Raw genomic sequence first — 15,469 nt, forward strand, 5'->3', positions numbered from 1 at the left:
ATACTCGACGTGCGCTGTCGCAATCGTAATACCTCGCGCCTTCTCTTCCGGCGCTTTATCAATACTGTCGAAGGAACGTACTTCCGCCTGCCCCGTCTTCGCCAAATACATCGTGATCGCCGACGTTAGTGTTGTCTTTCCATGATCCACGTGCCCGATCGTTCCGACGTTCACGTGCGGCTTCGTCCGCTCAAACTTCGCCTTGGCCATCCTTCAATCCCCCCTACAGCAAGGACATCGTCCCAAGAGTTCCGCCCGTCAGGCGGCTCCCCGCTGACGCAGAATTTGTGTCGCGACCTCTTGGGGCACCGACTCATATCTCGCGAATTGCATTGAATATATTCCACGCCCCTGTGTCATTGACCGTAGACTCGTGGAATAACCGAACATTGCTTGCAGTGGCACGGAAGCGGCAATCGTCTGCGCTCCGTTCCGTTCAATAATGCCGCCGATCCGGCCGCGCCGGGATGTGAGGTCGCCGATAACATCACCCAAGGATGCCGAGGGTACGGTAACTTCCACATCCATGACCGGCTCCAACAGCACAGGGCTTGCCGCACTTACAGCTTCTTTGAAGGCCATCGATCCGGCGATACGAAACGCCATATCCGATGAATCAACCGGATGATGTTTTCCGTCAACCAACCGGACCTTCACATCGACGACGGGAAATCCGGCTGAAACACCTCCCGCCATCGCTTCAATGATACCCCGTTCAATGGCTGGGATGTACTCGGTGGGAATCGCCCCGCCGATAATCTTGTTTTCCCAAATAAACCCTTCCCCGGGCGCCGTCGGTTCGACCTCGAGAGTGATATCCGCAAACATCCCTTTTCCACCGGTTTGCTTTACAAGCCGGGTGCGTTTTTTAATAGATCTGGTGATCGTCTCGCGATATGAAACCTCAGGTTGGCCCACCTCGCACCGGGTATTGAATTCACGCGCCAGCCGATCCACCAAAATCTCGAGATGAAGCTCACCCATTCCGGCAATGATGGTTTGACTTGTTTCGGGATCCACTTTGACACGGAACGTCGGATCCTCATCAGCGAGCCGGTCGAGAGCCAGTCCCAGCCTATCCTGATCTTTTTGGCTCAGTGGTTTGATGGACACTTCAATGACAGGTTCGGGGAACTGCATTCCCTCTAAAATGATGGGATGATCGGGATCACAAATCGTATCGCCGGTGTGGGCCTTGGCCAATCCGACAATCGCTGCGATCTCCCCGGGACCGACTTCGGATTTCTCGATCCTGTTATTGGCATGCATTTCGAGGATACGCCCGACCCGCTGGCGGATCTCGCAGGATGAGTTCCACAACGTCTCACCCGTTTTCAATGTTCCCGAGTAAATCCGAACAAAGGCCAGCTTCCCAACATAGGGATCGGCCTGAATTTTAAAGACCATCCCGCTGAAAGGAGCCGCGGCATCAGGTTCGCGAAGCTCCACTTCCAACGTCTTTGGGTTCTCGCCTTTAACGGCAGGGATATCGCCTGGAGACGGAAGATAATCGATGACCGCATCAAGCAGTTTCCGAACACCTTTGTTCCGATAGGCGGCGCCGCAGAGAACCGGTGTGATTTTGTTATCCATCGTGGCTTTCCGGATCGCCCGCTTCAAGAGGACTTCAGGGATGTCGGCGCCGTCCAGATAAAGCGTCATCAGCTCATCGTCGTAGCCTGACATCTCTTCCACGAGGTGATCTCTGCGGCTGTAAGCTTCATCGGCGAGATCGTTCGGGATTTCAGTTTTGTTAAAGGTAGGGATTCCCGCTTCGTCGACATAGGTGAGTTGCTTCATTTCCACGAGATCAATAAGGCCATAGAAAATTTCGCCCAAGAAAACAGGCATGGTAAGGGGAACCGGATGCGCCCCCAATCTCTCCCGCATCATCTCCACAACATGTTCAAAATCAGCGCCGGTGCGATCCATCTTATTGACAAAAGCGATACGGGGAATTTCATACTTGTCGGCCTGGCGCCACACCGTCTCGGATTGGGGTTCGACGCCGCCGACAGCGCAGAAGACGGCCACCACACCATCCATAACGCGGAGAGATCGTTCAACTTCTACGGTGAAATCGACATGGCCGGGGGTGTCTATAATGTTAATCTGGTGCTTTTTCCAGAATGCAGATGTCGCGGCGGACGATATAGTAATACCCCGCTCCCGCTCCTGCACCATCCAGTCCATGGTTGCGGCGCCGTCATGGACCTCTCCCATCCGGTGAACCTTGCCCGTAAAGTACAAGACTCTCTCGGAAAGAGTGGTTTTCCCGGCATCAATATGTGCGGCGATGCCGATATTTCGAATGAGACCTAGATCCATGACAACCGTGCTCTTCTCCTCAAAATGGGTCTCAAAACGGGCGTACAGACCCGCCCGTCGCTCTTGCGAAACACAGATCCCGCCCCGGTTCGCAAGACCACGACCTCGCCTTTGAATAGCCGACCAGACTATGGTTAGGCTTCAAGCTTTTCCGGACCAGTCTCTCCGGTGTTTATATCCCGGAGATCAGGGCTGACGGATGGTCGGATCGACCAGTGGCCCGATAAATGCTTACCGATAAGACACCGGCAAGTCCCTCAGATGCTCCGTCAACCTTCTGGGAGCGGAACTCTCAAGCTTTTCTTCTTGTGGGTTCCACAGCCTTTAAAAGGCCAGATCGGTTTTTGTTCTTTCGGCCGGTAGGGCGTCCAGCCGAACCAATCTCCCCATGATAGGCCCCCAAGATTCAGGGGGCGGTTGTGACACCTAGAACCGGTAGTGGGAGAAAGCCTTATTGGCTTCCGCCATCCGGTGGGTGTCATCCCTCTTCTTGATCGAGGCGCCTTCGTTTTTGGCAGCCGCCATCATTTCAGCCGCGAGCTTGTCTCTCATCGAACCACCGGCCCGGGCTTTCGAGAAATTAATCAACCATCGAAGCGCCAGCGCCATTTTGCGCTCAGGCTTTACTTCAACAGGAACCTGATACGTCGCACCACCAACCCGGCGGCTTTTGACCTCGAGCTGCGGCTTGACATTATTAATCGCTTGTTTGAAGACCGTCAATCCATCTTGTTTCGTCTTGTCTTCAATAATATCAATGGCCCCGTAAAGGATCTGCTCTGCGACACTCCGTTTGCCACGCCTCATAAGACAATTAATGAAGCGCGTGATCATCACATTGTTATATCTTGGATCTGGTAATAAATCCCGTCGCTGAATTTTGGCTCGCCGTGGCATCCCTTATATTCCTCTACAATCGAATTACTTCTTCGGCCGTTTCGTTCCGTATTTCGAGCGGCTCTGAGTACGCCCATCAACGCCACTGGCGTCCAATGTCCCGCGCACGATGTGATATCGAACACCGGGAAGATCCTTAACACGTCCGCCACGAATCATCACCACGCTGTGCTCTTGGAGATTGTGGCCTTCGCCCGGGATATAGGCGGTGACTTCCATCTTATTTGTCAAACGGACACGCGCGACTTTCCGTAGGGCCGAATTTGGTTTTTTGGGTGTGGTTGTGTAGACACGCGTACACACACCCCGTTTCTGCGGACAGGCCTTCAGGGCCGGCGCAGAGTTCTTCTTCAAGATTACTTTCCGGCCTTTCCGGACCAGTTGATTTAGAGTCGGCACGTCTTGAAACCCCCTTGACACATGGACGTAGAGGAGAAGATCTCCTTTACGGCGCACAGAATTTGGATCATACGCTTCGGCCTATAAATCGTCAACCCCTAGTTTTCAAGAGCCGTTGAGGTTGACTCCACTTCATTCTCCATGGCGAGGAATTCTTCATCCTCTTCTTCAACACCATCTATAGGAACCGCGGTAATATTGCGATATTCCTTCCGGCCGGTCCCGGCGGGAATGAGAGCGCCGATCGCGACATTCTCCTTCAACCCCCGCAGGAGATCCACCGCGCCCCGGATGGCGGCATCGGTGAGAATCCTCGTCGTTTCTTGGAATGAAGCGGCTGCAACGAAGCTGCTGGTAGAGAGACTTGCCTTCGTTATCCCCAGAAGAAGCGGCCGGTGAGTTGCTGGGGTTCCACCCTCGGCTGAGACCCGGGCCTGCTCCTCCTCGAGCTCACTCCGATCAACCAAATCCCCTTCCAGGAACTGCGCATCGCCAGGATCCTCGATGCTGACTTTCTGAAGCATCTGCCGGACGATCAGTTCGATATGTTTGTCATCAATCCGTACACCCTGAACCCGGTAGACCTCCTGGGTCTCGTCGACGAGATAATCCTCTACTTCTTTGATACCCTTAATCTTAAGGATGTCGTGAGGATTCACCGCACCCTCGGTCAACCGTTCACCAGCCCGGACATAATCGCCATTTTGGACGAGGATGTGGCGGCTGGTCGGGATAAGATATTCTTGTGGTTCACCCACCTCTGGGTTTTCCACCAGGATCTTCCGCTGACCGCGCGTAATCTTGCCCCATTTCACAACGCCGTCAATATCGCTGATCGTGGCTTGGTCCTTCGGCTTACGAGCCTCCACGAGCTCGGAAACGCGCGGCAGACCCCCGGTAATGTCCCGGGTTCGGGTCGCCTCACGGCGGATTTTCGCCAGGACCTCACCGGCATCTACCTTCTGACCATTTCGGACCACCAAACGGGCGCCACTCGGAGGATAATAGGTCTCGATCTTGCCACCAACGCCGATGATCTCGATCTGGGGCTGAAGTTTCTTATTCTTGTCTTCAACGATTACCATCTCACGCTTCTTGGTCGTTTCGTCGACCTGCTCTTGGAGGGTGACGCGGTCCCGAATATCGACAAATCGGACAGTTCCGCTGTTTGTCGTGACGATCGGCGTATTATAGGTATCCCACTCAAAGAGCTCCTGATTCTCTTCAACCGACTGGCCGTCCATCACGCGTAGGACGGTCCCCAGCCGGATGCGGAATCGATCGCGGATAAATCCCGCTTCATCCCGAAGAATCAGCTCCCCGTTCCGGGGTACGACATTGACGAAGGTCCCATCCCGGCGCTCGACAATCTTCAATCCCTCATAATGAACCGTTCCCGTACACCGGGCGGTCACCTTGCTCTGCTCGACGATCAAGGAGGCCGCGCCACCGATGTGGAAGGTTCTGAGGGTCAACTGAGTGCCCGGCTCACCGATCGACTGGGCGGCGATGACACCGACCGCCTCCCCCTCGGAGACGAGCTTGCGGGTGCTGAGATCAGCGCCATAGCACATCGCGCAAACACCCCGGCGGGATTCGCAGGTGAGAACGGAGCGTACCGGAACCTTCTCGACAGCTGTTTCCTCGATCATGTCGGCCAGATCCTCGGTCACGAGCTGCCCGGCTTCGACGACGAGTTCATCCGTCTTGGGATCATAGACATCCTCACCGGCGACACGCCCGAGGATACGATCCTTCAACGGTTCAACAATCTCCTCCCCATCCTTTAGAACTGATTTCTCAAGACTACGGATGGTGCCGCAATCGTGCTCGGTGATAATCACATCCTGCGCGACATCGACAAGGCGGCGGGTGAGGTACCCGGCATCGGCGGTTTTAAGCGCCGTGTCGGCCAGACCCTTGCGGGCGCCGTGTGTCGAGATGAAGTACTCGAGAACCGTCAGTCCTTCTTTAAAATTCCTGAGAACCGGCTGTTCGATGACCTCGCCGGCTCCACCGGTCACTTTCTTTTGGGGCTTGGCCATGAGGCCGCGCATACCGCAAAGCTGCCGGATCTGCTCTTTGCTGCCTCGGGCGCCGGAATCGGCCATCAGCGCGATGGGGTTGAAGCCGTGCCCGACTTTCCTAAGCCCTTCGATCGTGACATCCTCAACCTCGTTCCGGGCGCGCGTCCAGATATCGGTGATGCGGTTGTGCCGCTCGGCCCCCGTCATGGCGCCGCGACGCCACTGCTCGTTAATCCGGTTGACCTCTTCCTGCGCCTTGCCGACAATAACTGTCTTTTCCGGCGGGACAACCAAATCATCGATTCCGACCGTCAGACCCGCGCGTGTCGCAAAGGCGAAACCCATATCTTTGAGATCGTCCAGGAACTGCGCCGTGCGTTTCTTTCCCAGTTTTCGGAAGGAATAGGCAACTAGGTTTTCCAGAGATTTTTTGTCAAACGTCTTGTTGACGAATCCCAATTCCTCAGGAAAAATTTCGTTAAAGAGAACAATCCCCACTGTTGTGTTGACCAACTTGCCCTTGATCCGGCACTTGATCCGGGCGTGCAGCTCAACGACCTCGTGATCATGGGCGATTCGAACCTCATCAGGACTGGAGAAGATCATCCCCGTGCCCTTCGTATTCGATTTCGGCCTTGTCAAGTAGTTGCATCCCAAAACAATATCCTGACTCGGCGTCGCCAGCGGGCGCCCACTGGCCGGCGAGAGGATATTTTGGGTCGCCATGATCAACTCCTTCGCCTCAATCTGAGCCACAAAGGAGAGCGGGATGTGCACCGCCATCTGATCGCCGTCAAAGTCGGCGTTGAATGCGGTGCAAACCAGAGGGTGAATCCTGATCGCCTTGCCTTCCACCAAAACCGGCTGGAAAGCTTGGATACCGAGACGGTGCAGTGTCGGCGCGCGGTTGAGAAGAACCGGGTGATCTTTAACAATCTCACTCAGGATCTCCCACACTTCAGGACGTTCGCGCTCGACAAGGCGCTTTGCGCTCTTGACCGTTTGTCCGGACTCCTCAAGACGTCGGATGATAAAGGGCTTGAACAATTCAAGGGCCATACTCTGAGGTATGCCGCATTGATGCAATCGAAGTTCGGGCCCGACAACAATAACGGAACGGCCCGAATAATCGACCCGCTTGCCCAATAGGTTTTGGCGGAAACGTCCCTGCTTGCCTTTAAGCATGTCGGATAGTGACTTGAGGGGGCGGTTGCCTTGTCCCCGCACGGCACGCGCGCGGCGGCCATTGTCAAAGAGGGCGTCAACCGCCTCCTGGAGCATCCGCCTCTCATTTCGGAGAATGACCTCCGGGGCACGGATTTCCATGAGCTTCTTCAACCGGTTATTCCGGTTAATCACCCGGCGATAAAGATCGTTCAAATCGGATGTCGCGAACCGGCCGCCTTCCAGGGGCACCAGAGGCCGCAGGTCGGGAGGAAGGGTGGGCACCGCTTCCAAAATCATCCATTCGGGCTTATTGCCGCTCTTGCGGAAAGCCTCGACGATCTTGAGCCGCTTTAAGGTGTCTTTCTTCCGTTGAGCCGATGTCTCCAATCGAACGCGGGTACGAAGTTCGTTGGACAGCTCTTCCAACTCCAATTTCTGGAGCAGTTTTCGAACCGCTTCAGCGCCCATCATCGCTTCGATATGGATACTCTCATCCTGCATGAGACGTTGATATTCGTCCTCTTGGATGAGGTCCTTTTCTTTATAACCTGAGTTTCCCGGTTCGATGATGACGTACGATTCGTAATAAAGGATGCGCTCCAGCTCGCGCACCGACATATCCAAGAGGTGCCCGATCCGGCTGGGGACTCCTTTGAAATACCAGATATGCGCGACGGGAACGGCCAGCTCGATATGACCCATTCGTTCACGACGGACACTCGACCGTGTCACCTCGACCTGGCATTTGTCACAGACGACGCCGCGATAGCGGATCATCTTGTAGCGCCCGCAACTGCAATGCCAGTCCTTCACGGGACCAAAAATCTTTTCGCAGAACAGACCATCCCGCTCGGGTTTAAAGGTGCGGTAGTTTATTGTCTCCGGCTTAAGAACTTCGCCGTGGGACCACGAGCGAATCGTCTCCGGTGAGGCAAGACTGATTCGAATCGTAGAAAAATCAAACTTCCGCCGCGTCTCCCTTCCCTCCCCCCGCATCGCCATCAGCGGTGTTTCGGGTCTTGCGCTGGGAACCCTGAAATCGGTGGATTCCTGCATGCTGGGTCTCCCTCCTTGTTTCGGGATTAGGGTAGGACCAAAAAACCACTCAGGCCCGGTGGGCGCTACTCAAACTGAACATCCAAACAAAGACTTTTCAGTTCTCGAACCAAAACGTTAAACGACTCGGGCACGCCTGGCTCCGGTGGATTATCGCCCTTGACGATGGCCTCGTACATTCGAGACCGTCCCTCTACGTCATCGGACTTCACCGTGAGAAGTTCCTGCAATGTATAAGCCGCTCCGTAGGCCTCGAGCGCCCAGACTTCCATCTCGCCGAAGCGCTGACCGCCGAACTGGGCCTTACCGCCCAGCGGCTGCTGCGTGACGAGTGAATAGGGCCCGATCGACCTGGCGTGGATCTTGTCGTCGACTAAGTGGGAAAGTTTCATCATATAGATCTGTCCCACCGTGACACGCTCATGAAACCTGTCGCCCGTGCGGCCGTCGTACAACTCGATCTTGCCGTCTTCCGGCAGCCCGGCTTCACGGAGGGTCTCTTTAATCTCCTCCACTGTGGCGCCTGCGAAGACCGGTGTTTGTGTTTGAATATTGAGCTTTTGGGCCGCCCAGCCGAGGTGCGTTTCCAGGATTTGCCCGATATTCATACGGCTAGGAACGCCCATTGGATTGAGAACGATTTGTACGGGTGTCCCATCGGGCAGGTAGGGCATATCCTCTTCGGGTAGAATCTTGGAGACAACACCCTTGTTGCCGTGCCGTCCGGCCATCTTGTCACCGACGGAAAGCTTGCGCTTCTTGGCCACAAAGACCTTAACAAGCTTCACGACGCCGGGAGGAAGTTCATCGCCACGGCTGACTTTTTCGATCTCCTTCTCAAGGTCTCTATCGACGCGCTCAATGGCGTCCCGGGCGGCATCCATGATCTGCCAGAATCGATCATTTATTTTGGTCTCTTTGGCTACCGGCGAACGGTACAAGATGGTGTTGAATTCAAAGTCCTTGAACATATCGTCCGAGCCCTTGCGTCCGGCACGGAAAAGCATCTCGCCGTCCGGCGATTGGATCCGTTCAAGAACTTGGCCGTTCAAAAGAGAAGCCAACCCTTCGTTCCGGCTCTGATGAATCTGCTGTATCTCTTTGCGGGCGAGACGGCGGAATCGTTCGGTTTTCCGGCGTTCCTGTTTCTTCGCAGTCTCGTCTTTCTCCTTACGGGAGAAAACCTTAATGTCAATGACGACCCCTTCCATTCCTGGAGGGGCTTTGAGACTTGCGTCTCTGACATCACCGGCTTTCTCGCCGAAGATGGCCCTGAGAAGTCTTTCTTCCGGGGTCAGGTCGCTCTCACCCTTCGGCGTCACTTTGCCGACGAGGATGTCGCCGGCCCGAACCCACGATCCAACGGTAATGATCCCGTCCTCATCGAGAAACTTGAGGGCGTCTTCACCGACATTGGGGATTTCACGCGTGATTTCTTCCATCCCCCGTTTGGTATCCCGGACCTGGAGTTCAAATTCCTCGATATGTATCGAGGAAAAAATATCGTTTTTTATAAGGCCCTCGCTGGCCAGGATAGCATCCTCAAAGTTGTATCCGCCCCATGGCATGAAGGCGACCAGGATATTGGCGCCCAGAGCGATTTGGCCCTGAGCCGTTGCCGGCCCGTCGGCGATCGGCGCACCCGCCTCGACCACCTGGTCTTTGACAACCGTGGGTCTTTGATTAATACAGGTGTCCTGGTTTGAACGCTTGAACTTGGTTAATGTATAAACATCGAGTCCCCGGAATTTGGAGAACTCGTCCGTCGGATCGGCTTCGGAAGGATTGAAACGAATCGCGATGCTTTCACTCGTAACCCACTCCACCTTACCGCCGCGCCGCGCCAATAAAACCGCTCCTGAATCGCGCGCGACTTTCCCTTCCAACCCGGTCCCAACCAGCGGCGCCTCGGTCTTGAGGAGGGGCACCGCCTGGCGTTGCATGTTAGATCCCATCAGAGCGCGATTCGCGTCATCATGCTCGAGGAAAGGAATCAGCGCCGCGGCCGGACTCACCGTCTGTAGCGGGGAAACATCCATCAGGACCACGTCTTTCGGGTCCTTCATCGGAAATTCACCGCGATGCCGGCAGCTGATGCTCTCATTCAGGAATTTGCCGTTCGCATCGATCGGCTCATTCGCCTGAGCGATGACAATATCGTCTTCGGTGTCGGCGGCAATATATTCGAGCTCCCGCGTGACAATGCCCTTTTTTACAATCCGGTAGGGCGTTTCCAGGAAACCCAAGTCATTCACGCGGGCGTAGCTGGCAAGACTGCTGATCAGACCGATGTTCGGGCCTTCCGGGGTTTCAATGGGGCACATCCGGCCATAGTGGGTATAATGAACATCCCGGACTTCGAACCCCGCCCGCTCGCGGGTCAATCCACCCGGTCCCAGGGCGCTGAGCCTCCGTTTATGTGTCAGCTCCGCCAGCGGATTCGTTTGATCCATGAACTGGCTCAACTGGCTCGATCCGAAAAAGCTCTGAATAGCCGCCGAGACAGTCCGCGCATTGATAAAGTCTGTGGCGTTCACGCCCTCGGGATCCTGCAAACTCATTCTCTCGCGAATGATGCGCGCCATACGAGCCAAGCCCGTATTAAACTCCTTCGACAGCAGCTCACCCACTGATCGGACTCTTCGATTTCCGAGATGATCAATATCATCCGTATCAACAAAGCCCATCTCCTCATCACCCGTCCTCAAGAGGAGGAGGTACTTGAGGATCGCGATGAAGTCTTCTTTGCTCAGTGTGGTGATCTCGTCGCCGGGGGGCGCAAAGTCAAACCGCTTCATTCGTTCTTCAGGACCAAGAAGCTTTTTGTGGAAGAGCTTCCGGTTAAGCTTATAACGTCCGACCTTCCCTAGATCATATCGTTTGGGATTAAAGAAGAGCCGAACGAGGATCTCTCTCGCCGCCTCAAACCTTGGGCTTTCACCGGGCCGGATAAGATTGTAGATTTTCGCAAGTGCTTGTTCCTCGCTCTTTGCGGGATCCTTTTCCATCGTCTTGCGAATGACGTCGGCATCTTCCTCTTCAGGAAGCGTATAGACCTTGATGGCGTTCTCCGCCCCGCCGACAGCCTTATGAATCCGTTTCAGAACCTCTTCATCTTTGATCTGCTCGTTGACCTCGAGCAGGATCTCGCCCGTTTCAGGATCAACGATATCCTCTGCGGCGACGCGACCAACAAGACTCTTCATTTTCTTGGAGCGGGGTCCCGCGAGCTGAACCGTCTCGACCGGATAGAAGAGATCAAGGATATCTTTGTCCGTCACGATACCGAGAGCGCGCAACAAGGTCGTTGCCGGCAACTTTCGCTTCCGGTCGATATGAACATAGAGGATATCTTTAACATCCAGGCTGAACTCCACCCACGATCCCCTATACGGAATAATCCGTGCGGAAAACAGGCGCTTCCCATTGGGGTGGATCGACTGATCAAAAAAGACACCGGGGGACCGGTGGAGCTGACTGACGATGACCCGCTCCGCTCCATTAATGACAAAGGTGCCTTTATCGGTGATCAGCGGCAATTCGCCAAGATAGACCTCCTGAGGTTCCAGGATCTCCTTCTCCACCTTCTTGCCATCAACATCCTCACGAACTCTCAACCGGAGCTTAACTTTTAGGGGAACCGAATAGGTAAGGTCGCGCTCCTGGCACTCCTCAACCGTATATTTCGGTTGCCCCAAGCTATAGGAGACAAACTCCAGCGAGAAAAGCCCGCGGCTGTCCTCGATGGGGAAAATGGTCGTAAAGACTTCCTGCAGCCCCATCCTTCTTCGGTCCTCCGGAAGGGTGTCCTTCTGAAGAAACTTATCAAAAGATTGAAGCTGTACAGCCAGAAGGTTGGGGAGCTCCAGCTCCCAATCTTTGTCAATCTTGGAAAAGCTGCGCATGGACTTGATGGTCGATGGCATCATGCCTCCATTTCAAAGACCGGGAACCCCAAGGATTCATCCCCGAGGCGCGAGTGAGTGTCCTGTGTCAGAACCAAGGCCGTGATGACTCGATCTTTACTACTTGATCTCAACGGTAGCGCCGACTTCTTCGAGTTGGGCCTTGATCTTCTCGGCCTCTTCCTTGTCCACGGCTTCCTTAACCGCCTTGGGAGCTGAGTCAACCAGCGCCTTGGCTTCCTTCAAGCCCAGATCCGTGATCGTACGGACGACCTTGATGACCTGGATCTTCTGGTTTCCGACAGCGGAAAGAATGACGTTAAACTCAGTCTGCTCTTCCTCGGCGGCCGCAGCGGCGGGACCGGCGACCATCGCCATGGGAGCGGCGGCCGTAACACCAAACTCTTCTTCGATCTCTTTAACTAAGGTGGAAACCTCCATCATCGAGGCATTGCGAATCCAGCCTAAGACATCGTCCTTCGTGATCGTAGACTCCGACATGACTTCCTCCTCCATCTAAGCGATAGGATGTACTCGATAATGCATGAGTGGCAATCCCTGGGGATGGCCACCCCACAACAGCTTCCGCGCGTCATTCGCCTCAGCTGTTGCGACTCTTCGCCACCTGGTCCAAGACGTTGGCCAGATCACGCAATGGGGCCTTTAGGACCGACACAAACTGCGTCAGCGTTCCTTGGATAGCCCTCAGGAAATTGCTGAGAAGTATATCTCTCGGCGGGAGACTGGCCAGGGTCTTGATCTCCTCCGCTTCAAAAATCTTCCCTTCTACAAAAGCAACTTTGACCTCCGGACCCTTATGCTCCTTCGCAAAATCGGTCAGCACGCGAGCCGGAGCGACCTCATCGGTTTCGGATGTCGCCAACGCATTGGGACCCTTAAAATAGGCAGGTAGATCGTGGATCTCCAATTTCTCGGCGGCAAATCGCCCGAGGGTGTTCTTTATCACCTCAAACCGGATGCCCGCCTTTCGGCATATCTGGCGCAACTCGGTAATCGTCGCGACGTCCATCCCGGAGTAGTCAGCGAGATAAACTCCCTTGGCGGACTTCAGAACGGCCACGATTTCATCGACCTTCTTCTCTTTATCTGCTCTTTTCAGCATCGCCTTAATTCCCCTTAGATATCCGACAGATCCACACGCACGCCGGGACCCATCGTGGAAGAAATGGTGACCGTCCGGATGTATTGGCCCTTTGCGGCGGATGGTCTTAAGCGCAGGACCTCCGTAAGAAAAGCCCGGGTGTTTTCGACGAGCTTAGAAGTATCGAAAGAAGCCTTCCCGGTCGGGACGTGAAGATTTCCGCCCTTATCCACCTTGAACTCGATCTTTCCGCTCTTTACTTCCTCAACCGCTTTCGCGACATCAAATGTCACCGTTCCGGCCTTGGGGCTTGGCATCAAACCACGGGGACCGAGAATCTTTCCCAATTTGCCGACACTACCCATCATGTCCGGTGTCGAAACAACCCGATCGAAATCGAGCCATCCGCCCTGGATCTTCTTGATCAATTCGTCGTTCCCCACGAAATCTGCGCCGGCTTGTTCCGCCTCGGTAACCTTCTCACCCTTGGCAAGGACCAGCACCCTCACCGTCTTACCGGTCCCATGCGGAAGAACCACGGTTCCCCTGACCATCTGATCGGTATACTTCGGGTTCACGCCCAAGCGGATGGAGACCTCCATCGTCTCATCAAATTTGGCTTTCGCATTCGTCTTGGCGAATTCCATCGCTTTTTCCAACACGAGAGGTCCGTTGGATTTGGCTCTCTCTTCAACGATGGTCTTATATCTCTTACCGTGCTTCATCTTCTGCTCCCCAGAGTGGTGAAGTGGTCCTCTTCGCCTCCGTCAAACTCTTTTATAGTTATTGCATATGGAAAAATGGGCTCGGCGCCGCCCGCACCGGGAATCGTCGGAGATCTTAAGATTCCTCTAAGATCTCGATACCCATGCTGCGCCCTGTGCCCTCGATCATCCTCATTGCCGCCTCGATGGACGCGGCATTGAGATCTTCCTGCTTCTGTTCAGCGATCTCACGGAGCTGCTGGCGCGTGACCGTGCCAACCTTGTTCCGATTCGGCTCGCCGGAGCCCTTGGCCAGATTCGCCGCCTTCTTGAGAAGAATCGAAGCTGGAGGACTCTTTGTTATGAAACTGAAAGATCGATCTTTGTAGACCGAGATGACGACCGGGATAATGAGACCCGATTTGTCCTGCGTCTGTGCGTTAAACGCCTTGCAGAACTCCATAATATTGACCTGGTGGGTGCCCAGTGCCGGACCCACCGGAGGTGCAGGGTTGGCCGCGCCTGCGGGAATATGAAGTTTGATGAAGGCTACCGCTTCTTTCTTCGCCATGAATATCTCCCAGTCACATCTGCTTAAGTTTTGGGGTAAGCGGGATTTCCGAAATCCCTCCCCCTCTAGCTCAATTAGATCGGTGCAACCTGCATAAAGTCGAGCTCTACGGGCGTCGCCCGCCCGAAGATGCTGACCATGACACGTAGTTTTCCTCTTTCCAAGTTAATCTCATCGACGGTGCCGACAAAGTCGGCAAACGGCCCGTCGATGACCTTGACGCTTTCCCCGACCTTGAAGGGTGCTTCCGCCATGATCGGACGACGCTCACGAACCTCTTCACCCCGGATGCGCCGGACCTCCATCTCGGAAAGAGGCGCTGGAAACTTGTCTCCTCCAACAAAATGAGTCACGCCGGGAACACCTTGAACGAGATTTCGTGTTTCTTCTGTCAACTCCATTTCGACCAAAACGTAACTTGGGAAGGTCTTCCTTTTAGTAACCGTCTTCTTGCCATTTTTAAGAACCGCGAAATCTTCGGTGGCGACAAGAATTTCACCAAATTTATCTTGGAGCTGGTTGTATTGGATCAGACGTTCGAGGTTGGCTCTAACCTTCCCCTCATGACCCGAATATGTGTGAACAACATACCAATTCTTCGCCATATTCTTAAGATCCTGCTCCTGTTGATCCTTTATGATCATTCTAACCGCCACCACACCCTTTCATCAGCCGTTCCATTAACCGGGGGTTTACAGAACGAGACCTACGATGCGGCCGACGATCTGATCCACGACAAAGATAAAGAAGGTGATGAAGAAAACGGCAATGATCACCACCCATGTCGAGGCCTTCATGTCTGCCCATGATGGCCAGGTGACTTTCTTGCTTTCTACGGCGACCTCACTAATAAAGGTCCTCAATTCAGTAATCTTGGACATGAAACTCCTACCCAAGGATCAATCCCTAGACTTCAACAAAATCCAGAGGCGCATTCATTTTGTCGAATACGGTCCGGATTCTTGCCAGTTTCAGGAAATCCCCTTAACGAGATTCCTTGTGAGGCGTGTGCTTCCGACAAAACGGACAGTACTTCTTGAACTCAACCCGATCCGGATGCGTCCGCCGGTTCTTTAACGTTGTGTAATTGCGGCGTTTGCAATCACCACAGGCAAGGATAACAAGTTCTCGCGGCATTACGGCTCCTACTCCCCATCAAGCCTTCGTCACACCGACTCTCAGGTGAACTTACTCAATAATTTCGGTGACGACGCCGGCACCCACCGTGCGACCGCCCTCACGAATCGCGAACCGCAGCTCCTTCTCCATGGCGATCGGGGTGATCAATTGCCCTGTAATCTCAACATGATCGC

General features: G+C 54.4%; 14 protein-coding genes. All 14 read right to left on the minus strand.

Going from position 1 to position 15,469, the window contains the following annotated elements:
* Positions 1 to 210, minus strand: a 210-nt coding sequence (tuf, locus tag KJ970_01125) for an elongation factor Tu (protein MBU2689503.1), incomplete at its 3' end; no start/stop codon positions are given.
* A gap of 48 nt (positions 211 to 258) precedes the next feature.
* Complete coding sequence (gene fusA, locus KJ970_01130; protein MBU2689504.1) at positions 259 to 2,328, minus strand: elongation factor G; 2,070 nt, start codon at positions 2,326 to 2,328, stop codon at positions 259 to 261.
* 426 nt (positions 2,329 to 2,754) lie between these two features.
* Positions 2,755 to 3,225, minus strand: coding sequence for a 30S ribosomal protein S7 (gene rpsG / locus KJ970_01135; protein MBU2689505.1), 471 nt, complete (start codon positions 3,223 to 3,225; stop codon positions 2,755 to 2,757).
* 24 nt (positions 3,226 to 3,249) lie between these two features.
* Complete coding sequence (rpsL, locus tag KJ970_01140; GenBank protein ID MBU2689506.1) at positions 3,250 to 3,624, minus strand: 30S ribosomal protein S12; 375 nt, start codon at positions 3,622 to 3,624, stop codon at positions 3,250 to 3,252.
* Between the two features lie 98 nt (positions 3,625 to 3,722).
* Positions 3,723 to 7,814, minus strand: a complete 4,092-nt coding sequence (rpoC, locus tag KJ970_01145; protein ID MBU2689507.1) for a DNA-directed RNA polymerase subunit beta' — start codon at positions 7,812 to 7,814, stop codon at positions 3,723 to 3,725.
* Between the two features lie 125 nt (positions 7,815 to 7,939).
* On the minus strand, positions 7,940 to 11,779 hold the full coding sequence (gene rpoB, locus KJ970_01150; protein MBU2689508.1) for a DNA-directed RNA polymerase subunit beta: 3,840 nt from the start codon (positions 11,777 to 11,779) through the stop codon (positions 7,940 to 7,942).
* Between the two features lie 120 nt (positions 11,780 to 11,899).
* A complete protein-coding gene (rplL, locus tag KJ970_01155) occupies positions 11,900 to 12,280 on the minus strand; it encodes a 50S ribosomal protein L7/L12 (protein MBU2689509.1) in 381 nt (126 codons plus the stop codon).
* A 100-nt stretch (positions 12,281 to 12,380) separates the two neighbouring features.
* The gene (gene rplJ / locus KJ970_01160) at positions 12,381 to 12,902 is read right to left on the minus strand and encodes a 50S ribosomal protein L10 (protein MBU2689510.1); all 522 of its coding nucleotides are present in this window, start codon (positions 12,900 to 12,902) and stop codon (positions 12,381 to 12,383) included.
* A gap of 14 nt (positions 12,903 to 12,916) precedes the next feature.
* Positions 12,917 to 13,606 (minus strand): 50S ribosomal protein L1, encoded by a 690-nt coding sequence (gene rplA / locus KJ970_01165; protein MBU2689511.1) that lies wholly within the window; start codon positions 13,604 to 13,606, stop codon positions 12,917 to 12,919.
* Between the two features lie 115 nt (positions 13,607 to 13,721).
* The gene (gene rplK, locus KJ970_01170) at positions 13,722 to 14,156 is read right to left on the minus strand and encodes a 50S ribosomal protein L11 (protein MBU2689512.1); all 435 of its coding nucleotides are present in this window, start codon (positions 14,154 to 14,156) and stop codon (positions 13,722 to 13,724) included.
* 74 nt (positions 14,157 to 14,230) lie between these two features.
* Complete coding sequence (gene nusG, locus KJ970_01175; GenBank protein ID MBU2689513.1) at positions 14,231 to 14,761, minus strand: transcription termination/antitermination protein NusG; 531 nt, start codon at positions 14,759 to 14,761, stop codon at positions 14,231 to 14,233.
* 87 nt (positions 14,762 to 14,848) lie between these two features.
* A complete protein-coding gene (gene secE / locus KJ970_01180) occupies positions 14,849 to 15,037 on the minus strand; it encodes a preprotein translocase subunit SecE (protein ID MBU2689514.1) in 189 nt (62 codons plus the stop codon).
* A gap of 103 nt (positions 15,038 to 15,140) precedes the next feature.
* Positions 15,141 to 15,293, minus strand: coding sequence for a 50S ribosomal protein L33 (gene rpmG, locus KJ970_01185; protein ID MBU2689515.1), 153 nt, complete (start codon positions 15,291 to 15,293; stop codon positions 15,141 to 15,143).
* 51 nt (positions 15,294 to 15,344) lie between these two features.
* Positions 15,345 to 15,469: elongation factor Tu (gene tuf / locus KJ970_01190; protein ID MBU2689516.1), on the minus strand; the 125-nt coding region annotated here is incomplete at its 5' end.

It is taken from the genome of Candidatus Eisenbacteria bacterium (genome assembly GCA_018831195.1).
GTDB lineage: Bacteria > Eisenbacteria > RBG-16-71-46 > CAIMUX01 > JAHJDP01 > JAHJDP01.

What these genes read in the sequence shown, in the direction of transcription:
- rpoC (MBU2689507.1), bottom strand. Translation starts at nt 7,814, where the DNA reads ATGCGGGGGGAGGGAAGGGAGACGCGGCGGAAGTTTGATTTTTCTACG.
- secE (MBU2689514.1), bottom strand. Translation starts at nt 15,037, where the DNA reads ATGTCCAAGATTACTGAATTGAGGACCTTTATTAGTGAGGTCGCCGTA.
- rpoB (MBU2689508.1), bottom strand. Translation starts at nt 11,779, where the DNA reads ATGCGCAGCTTTTCCAAGATTGACAAAGATTGGGAGCTGGAGCTCCCC.
- rpsG (MBU2689505.1), bottom strand. Translation starts at nt 3,225, where the DNA reads ATGCCACGGCGAGCCAAAATTCAGCGACGGGATTTATTACCAGATCCA.
- fusA (MBU2689504.1), bottom strand. Translation starts at nt 2,328, where the DNA reads ATGGATCTAGGTCTCATTCGAAATATCGGCATCGCCGCACATATTGAT.
- nusG (MBU2689513.1), bottom strand. Translation starts at nt 14,761, where the DNA reads ATGGCGAAGAATTGGTATGTTGTTCACACATATTCGGGTCATGAGGGG.
- rplK (MBU2689512.1), bottom strand. Translation starts at nt 14,156, where the DNA reads ATGGCGAAGAAAGAAGCGGTAGCCTTCATCAAACTTCATATTCCCGCA.
- rplA (MBU2689511.1), bottom strand. Translation starts at nt 13,606, where the DNA reads ATGAAGCACGGTAAGAGATATAAGACCATCGTTGAAGAGAGAGCCAAA.
- rplJ (MBU2689510.1), bottom strand. Translation starts at nt 12,902, where the DNA reads ATGCTGAAAAGAGCAGATAAAGAGAAGAAGGTCGATGAAATCGTGGCC.
- rplL (MBU2689509.1), bottom strand. Translation starts at nt 12,280, where the DNA reads ATGTCGGAGTCTACGATCACGAAGGACGATGTCTTAGGCTGGATTCGC.
- rpmG (MBU2689515.1), bottom strand. Translation starts at nt 15,293, where the DNA reads ATGCCGCGAGAACTTGTTATCCTTGCCTGTGGTGATTGCAAACGCCGC.